General features: G+C 45.3%; 4 protein-coding genes. 1 reads left to right on the forward strand and 3 read right to left on the reverse strand.

All coding sequences use genetic code 11. The annotated features are described in order from the left end of the window. Positions 1 to 66: 66 nt before the first annotated feature. A protein-coding gene (locus tag TZ48_RS18530) for an IS3 family transposase (protein ID WP_420822963.1) occupies positions 67 to 1,226 on the forward strand; the annotation gives its coding sequence in 2 pieces (ribosomal slippage) (positions 67 to 325 and positions 325 to 1,226; 1,161 coding nt in all). A 153-nt stretch (positions 1,227 to 1,379) separates the two neighbouring features. Here TZ48_RS18530 and TZ48_RS18535 read toward each other — a convergent pair. The 3 genes from TZ48_RS18535 to TZ48_RS18545 all read right to left on the reverse strand — a co-directional run. Beyond that, a complete protein-coding gene (locus tag TZ48_RS18535; protein ID WP_112480228.1) occupies positions 1,380 to 1,598 on the reverse strand; it encodes a DUF6500 family protein in 219 nt (72 codons plus the stop codon). Between the two features lie 110 nt (positions 1,599 to 1,708). Continuing rightward, the gene (locus TZ48_RS18540) at positions 1,709 to 2,014 is read right to left on the reverse strand and encodes a hypothetical protein (protein ID WP_112480229.1); all 306 of its coding nucleotides are present in this window, start codon (positions 2,012 to 2,014) and stop codon (positions 1,709 to 1,711) included. Positions 2,015 to 2,247: 233 nt separating this feature from the next. Beyond that, a partial coding sequence (locus tag TZ48_RS18545) for a GNAT family N-acetyltransferase (RefSeq protein ID WP_162674655.1) occupies positions 2,248 to 2,446 on the reverse strand: 199 nt, incomplete at its 5' end.

Genomic DNA, 2,446 nt, shown 5'->3' on the forward strand with positions numbered 1-2,446 from the left:
GTAGTGGTTTAATGATCCCGGACACCAAATTAGGTGGTAAAGTCTCCACCATAAATGAGGTGTTCAATGACAAAACGACAACGACGTACATTTTCTACTGAGTTCAAAGTAGATGCCGCATGCTTGGTTCTTGATCAAGGTTATTCAATATCTGAGGCGGCACGCTCTCTAGACATCGGTGATACGGCCTTACGACGCTGGGTCGATCAACTCAAGATTGAGCGTGGCGGAGAAACGCCAACGGTTAAAGCTCTGACGCCAGAACAGCAGAAGATCCAAGAGTTAGAAGCTAGGATTAATCGCTTAGAAAGAGAAAAATCTATACTAAAAAAAGCTACAGCTCTCTTAATGTCGGACGAACTCGAACGTTCTCGTTAATTGACCAGTTGAGGGAGCATGAACCGGTCAAAGCTCTTTGTGAGCTGTTCAATGTCGCGTCTTCCTGCTACTACGAGTTTAAACAGCGAAAACCGGATGCTAATCGCATTCGGTTAGCAAGCCGAGTTAAGCAGCTCTTTAACATGAGTCGCGGCGCCGCTGGTAGTCGGACTCTTGCTTCTATGCTGCAGTCTGAAGGCTTCGATGTCGGACGATTCAAAGTACGAAAGCTTATGCAAGAAGCCGAGCTAATAAGCAAACAGCCAGGCTCGCATCGCTATAAGCAGGCTAAGCTAGAGCGACCAGATATCCCCAATAGGTTGAAGCGTGAGTTCTCTGTTACCACTCCAAATGAAGTGTGGTGTGGCGATATTACTTACATCTGGTCCGGTTCAAAGTGGAGTTATCTGGCTGTTGTACTCGACTTATTTAGCCGCCGTGTAGTGGGTTGGGCACTATCAGACAAACCCAATGGAGAGTTGACTTGCAAAGCCTTGGATATGGCTTGGGAACAACGAGGACGGCCTAGCAACGTGATGTTCCACTCAGACCAAGGAAGCCAATACAGTAGCCTAAAATACCGTCAAAGGCTTTGGCGATATCGTATAACTCAGAGCATGAGTCGTCGTGGTAACTGTTGGGACAACGCTCCGATGGAAAGGCTATTTAGAAGCTTAAAAACCGAATGGATACCAGCTAATGGTTATCTGACCCAAACTCAGGCAAAGAAGGATATCAGCTATTACTTGATGGATTACTACAATAGGCAACGGCCTCATCAGGCAAATGATGGGCTGTCGCCAGTTACTGCCGAAAATCGGCTTAAGTTAGTGTCCGGAATTTGTTGACCACTACAACCTAACGCCTTGTTAAGTAGCAGCTAACTACCCCTACACTCAAACAAAACCACCGTAATCACTAAACTCAATTCAAACCAAAATCGCCAACTGTTAGCTGTCTGCTTGAACAATTTGTTATGGCTTGAACTGTCAGCAAGTACATTACTGCCCTGCCTCAACCATTACCTTTATCTTTTTAGCTTTCTCGAAGTGATCAAGCTTGTGCTCTTGTATCCACCACGTTGCCGCTTCCATTAGCAACTCTGGGTCATCATTTTTGTTGGCGAAAAACGCGTAGAACGATACCCCTACGTTCTCACCCTTTTGATCTAGTTTCTTTTGGCAAACTTCAATGACTTTGCGTCTTAATGAGTCATGCATATTTGAAAACCTGTAAATAATAAATGGGCTACATCGGCAATTAGCTCATTGTTGAATGTGAGTTTATTGATATTAAATCTCGAGAGCCATAACGCCTTGCTAAGTTGCAGCTAACTACCAAGACACTCAAGCAAAGCCACGTAATCACTGAACTCTACCAAACCAAAATCGCCAACTGTTAGCTGTCTGCTTGAGCAATTTGTTAGCTTTTTTCGTGCGATGCAGCCGACTTTTGGCACCAAGTTCTTAAAGAAACGCTCCAAAGCTGACGCCGTCGATGCCCCCAAATGCAGAAGCAATGAACCTTCCACCAACTTGTTGCCAAAGATGGCGATACTTAAAGGCAACTCAAGGCTCTTGCGCTGATGCTGACAACCAAGTGCACCATACTCGAAGTTGATTGAAGCCCTTTCCAAGCAAAAGAAACAGCACGTGTGGATTTGCGATTCTGCACTGACGAGCAGGTGTAAAGCTAGGACGATGAACCCCTACTCCAATGAACTTAACCGAGAAAGCTAACGCCTTGTTAAGCAGCAGCTAACTGCCACCACACCCAAACAAAGCCACCGTAATCACTGCACTCAACCAAACCAAAATCGCCGACTGTTAGCTGTCTGCTTGAACAATTTGTTATGTAGAGGTGCTTGGGTCAGTGATCGTTACCTGCGTACACCCACATAGGTTCGGTTTTACCCGCCCTTTCAAAACCTAGTGCTTTATAAAAATCTACTGCTTCACCGTCCGCAGTTAACATTTGTTGATGGAAGTCTTTGTACTTGCTTTGCATCAGTTCCATCATCTTACGACCAACTCCAAGCCCGTGGAAATCAGGATCAACAAGCATATGT

The organism is Vibrio variabilis, from assembly GCF_003263785.1.
GTDB classification, from domain to species: domain Bacteria; phylum Pseudomonadota; class Gammaproteobacteria; order Enterobacterales; family Vibrionaceae; genus Vibrio; species Vibrio variabilis.

Excerpts from the sequence above, each read along its gene's own strand:
- TZ48_RS18535 (WP_112480228.1), bottom strand. The coding sequence starts at position 1,598 with ATGCATGACTCATTAAGACGCAAAGTCATTGAAGTTTGCCAAAAGAAA.